The 3603-nt window shown below is 72.0% G+C and carries 4 protein-coding genes; all 4 read left to right on the top strand.

Annotated elements, in window-relative coordinates:
• The first annotated feature begins 91 nt into the window (after positions 1-91).
• Positions 92-1225 carry a glycolate oxidase subunit GlcE gene (gene glcE, locus V7Z54_RS07295; protein WP_334135494.1) on the top strand — a complete coding sequence of 378 codons (1134 nt, stop codon included), beginning with the start codon at positions 92-94 and terminating at the stop codon, positions 1223-1225.
• Positions 1226-1231: 6 nt separating this feature from the next.
• A complete protein-coding gene (gene glcF / locus V7Z54_RS07290) occupies positions 1232-2494 on the top strand; it encodes a glycolate oxidase subunit GlcF (protein ID WP_334135493.1) in 1263 nt (420 codons plus the stop codon).
• 37 nt (positions 2495-2531) lie between these two features.
• On the top strand, positions 2532-2888 hold the full coding sequence (locus V7Z54_RS07285; protein ID WP_334135491.1) for a CidA/LrgA family protein: 357 nt from the start codon (positions 2532-2534) through the stop codon (positions 2886-2888).
• The coding region (locus V7Z54_RS07280; RefSeq protein ID WP_334135490.1) for an LrgB family protein at positions 2885-3603 on the top strand (719 nt) is incomplete at its 3' end. The genes V7Z54_RS07285 and V7Z54_RS07280, both read left to right, overlap by 4 nt.

Raw genomic sequence — 3603 nt, 5'->3', positions numbered from 1 at the left:
CCCCCCGCTACTGGGACTGACGCGCGGCGTTCACGGGGGCGATGCAAAAAGTTCACGCGCCCGCGGTGGCGACGGGCTACCATTGCCGCTCATGGCTGATCCCACTTCCGTCACCCCCGAGGACGAACCGCAGCGGTGGGCCGAACGCATCCGAGCCGCCGCGGCGCAGGGGCAGCGCCTGCGTGTGCAGGGTGGCCGCACCAAAGCCTTTTTACGCACCGACGACAGCGCCCATGCCACGCTCGACACCCGCACCTGGACGGGCATCGTCGCCCACGAGCCCACCGAGCTGGTGGTGACTGCACGGGCCGGCACGCCACTGGCCGAACTGGAGGCGGCGCTGGCGCAGCATGGGCAGTACCTGCCCTTCGAGCCGCCCCATTTCGGGGCCGGCGCCACGGTGGGCGGCATGGTAGCCGCCGGCCTGGCCGGCCCGGCTCGCGCCGCGGTCGGGGGCGTACGCGACTATGTGCTGGGGGCGCGCCTGCTCAACGGGCGCGGCCAGCACCTGACGTTTGGCGGACAGGTGATGAAAAACGTCGCTGGCTACGATGTCAGCCGCGCGCTGGCCGGCAGTCGCGGGGCGCTGGGTGTGATCACCGAGGTGTCGCTGAAAGTGCTGCCGCTGCCGGCGGGCGAAGCGACACTGCGCCTGCGCCTAGACCAGGCCAGCGCCCTGCAGCGGCTGGCGCACTGGCGCGGCCAGCCGCTGCCGCTCAACGCCAGCGTGTGGTTCGACGACGGGACCGGCGGCGCGCTGTGGGTGCGTCTGCGCGGCGCTGCTGCAGCCGTGCGCGCGGCCAGCGTCCGGCTGCTGGCCGACGCCGACGGTGAGGTGCTGCCCACCGCCGCCGCGCAGACGCTGTGGCCCGCGGTGCGCGAGCAAACGCTGCCGTTTTTTACCACGCCGCCCACCCCACGCCACGATCTGTGGCGCCTGTCGCTGCCGGCAACGACCCCGGCGCTGCACGAGTCGCTGCCCACGCTGGTGGAGTGGTTGGGCGCGCTGCGCTGGGTGTGGGCGTCTCTGGAGCAGGCCGAGACCGTGCGCGCTCAGGCCGCACAAGCGGGCGGGCACGCGTGGTTGTGGCGCGCCGCGCCCGAGCGCACCGAGCCGCTGGCGCGCCACAGCGCCCCGCCAGCGGCCATGCTGGCGCTGCAACAGCGCGTGCGCCACGCTTTCGATCCGCACGGCGTCTTCGACACCGCTTTCTGGGAGGTTTGACGCCCCATGCAGACGCAACTGACGGCCGAATGGGCCGCCACACCCGACGGGCAGACGGCCGAGGCGATCCTACGCCGCTGCGTGCACTGCGGCTTCTGCACCGCCACCTGCCCCACCTACCAGCTGCTGGGCGACGAGCTCGACGGGCCGCGCGGCCGCATCTACCTGATCAAGCAGGTGCTGGAGGGGGCAACGCCGACGCGTGCCACCCAGCAGCACCTCGACCGCTGCCTGACGTGCCGCAACTGCGAAACCACCTGTCCCAGTGGGGTCGAGTACGGGCACTTGCTCGACATTGGCCGCAAGATCGTGGAAGAACGCGTGCCACGCCCGTTGGGCGAGCAGGCGCTGCGCTGGCTGCTGCGCGAGGGCCTGACGTCGCCCCTGTTTGCACCGGCGATGCGTCTGGGGCAAATGGTGCGTGATTGGCTGCCGGCACCGCTGCGCGCCAAGATACCGGCGCGGCGCGACTCTGGGCCGTGGCCGCAGACGCCCCACCCGCGCCGGATGCTGCTGCTGGCCGGCTGCGTGCAGCCGGCCATGCTGCCCACCATCAACGCCGCCACCGCGCGCGTGCTGGATGCGGCCGGTATCCAAACGCTGGTGGCACCCAAGGCCGGCTGCTGCGGCGCGTTGCGCTTTCACCTCAACGACCAGGTGGGGGCGCTCGACGAGATGCGCGCCAACATCGACGCCTGGTGGCCCTACGTCGAGCCCGCCGACGGCAGCGCGCCCGTGGAAGCGATCGTCATGAACGCCTCCGGCTGCGGGGTGATGGTCAAGGACTACGGTCGCGCCCTGCGCCACGATCCGGCCTATGCCGAGCGGGCGCGCCGGATCAGCGACTTGACGCGCGACCTCAGCGAGCTGCTGCCGGCGCTGCTGCCTGCTTGGCAGGCACGCCTGGGTGCCTGCCTGCCTGACGGCGTGCCACGACAACTGGCCTATCACCCGCCCTGCACGCTGCAGCACGGGCAAAAACTGCGCGGCGGTGTCGAGCAAGCCCTTACGGCGCTGGGCTTCGAGGTGCACCTCCCAGCCCAGGAGTCGCACCTGTGCTGCGGCTCGGCTGGCACCTACAGCGTGCTGCAGCCGGGTCTGAGCCGCCAGCTGCGCGACCGCAAACTGAAGCATCTGCAGACGGCCGCCCCACAGGCCATCGTGTCGGCCAACATCGGCTGCATCGCGCACCTGCAAAGCGGCACCGACACTCCCGTACGCCACTGGGTAGAGGTGGTGGACGAAGCCCTCGCCGCCGCAGCCGCCTGACGGGGCAACCACCGCGCTACATGCACTGACCGCCCCGTTGGCGCTGCAACTGGCCGGCGAGGGACTGGTTCGGGTCACGGGCGTCCCCATTCCGGGCCCGGCAGCGGGCATGGCGCTGCTGCTGGCGGTGTTGTGGTGGCGTCCGGCCTGGCGCGCCGCGCTGCAGCCCACCGCACATGGGCTGCTGGCGCATCTGTCGCTGCTGTTCGTGCCAGCGGGCGTGGGGGTGATCCAACACCTCGCACGCCTGGGGGCCAAGGCGTGGGCCATTGGCGTTGCGCTGACGGCAAGTACCTGGATCGGCATGGCAGTCACCGCATGGACGTTACGCGCCCTGCTGCCGCGGGCGCCGTCGCCGGCATCCCCTGCGACAGCGCAGGATGGACAGCCATGACCCCCGCCACCGCCTTGCCGCCGCTGGCCGACATCTGGGTCTATCTGACCGCAACGCCGCTGGGCGGTCTGACGCTGATGCTGGCCGCCTACGTCGTCGCGCACCGCGTCCATCTGGCCTGCGGCGCGCATCCGCTGGCCAACCCCGTGGCGCTGGCGGTGGCGCTGATCGAGACGCTGCTGGCGGTGACGGGCACGCCCTATGCCACCTACTTCGAGGGCGCGCAGTTCGTGCACTTCCTGCTCGGCCCGGCTACGGTGGCGCTGGCGGTGGCGCTGCACGAGCAGGCCGCCCTGCTGCGCCGCTTGTGGTGGCCGCTGCTGGTGGGCCTGGCTGCGGGCGCGCTCGCGGCGGCGCTCAGCGCCGTCATGCTGGCGTGGCTTCTGGGGGCCAGCCCACAGACGCTGGCCTCGCTGGCCCCCAAGTCGGTCACCACGCCGGTGGCGATGGGCATTGCCGAGCGGCTCGGTGGCCTGCCATCGCTGACCGCCGCGATGGTGGTGGCCACCGGCATCTGGGGTGCGGCCACCGCGCGCTGGCTTTTTGATCGCCTCGGCATCGATGACCCCGTCGTGCGCGGCTTCGCGCTCGGGGTCACCGCGCACGGCATCGGCACCGCGCGCGCCTTTCAGGTCTCGCCGCAGATGGGCGCCTTCGCCGGTTTGGCCATGGGGTTGGCGGCATTGTTCAACGCCCTGGCGCTACCCTGGGTGGT

It is taken from the genome of Tepidimonas sp. (assembly GCF_036824975.1).
In the GTDB taxonomy this organism is placed as follows: domain Bacteria; phylum Pseudomonadota; class Gammaproteobacteria; order Burkholderiales; family Burkholderiaceae_C; genus Tepidimonas.
The sequence above is the reverse complement of the archived record's forward strand: the minus strand, read 5'-3'. Positions and strand labels throughout refer to the sequence as shown.

Coding starts and splice junctions, on each gene's coding strand:
- glcE (WP_334135494.1), top strand. CDS start 92: ATGGCTGATCCCACTTCCGTCACCCCCGAGGACGAACCGCAGCGGTGG.
- glcF (WP_334135493.1), top strand. CDS start 1,232: ATGCAGACGCAACTGACGGCCGAATGGGCCGCCACACCCGACGGGCAG.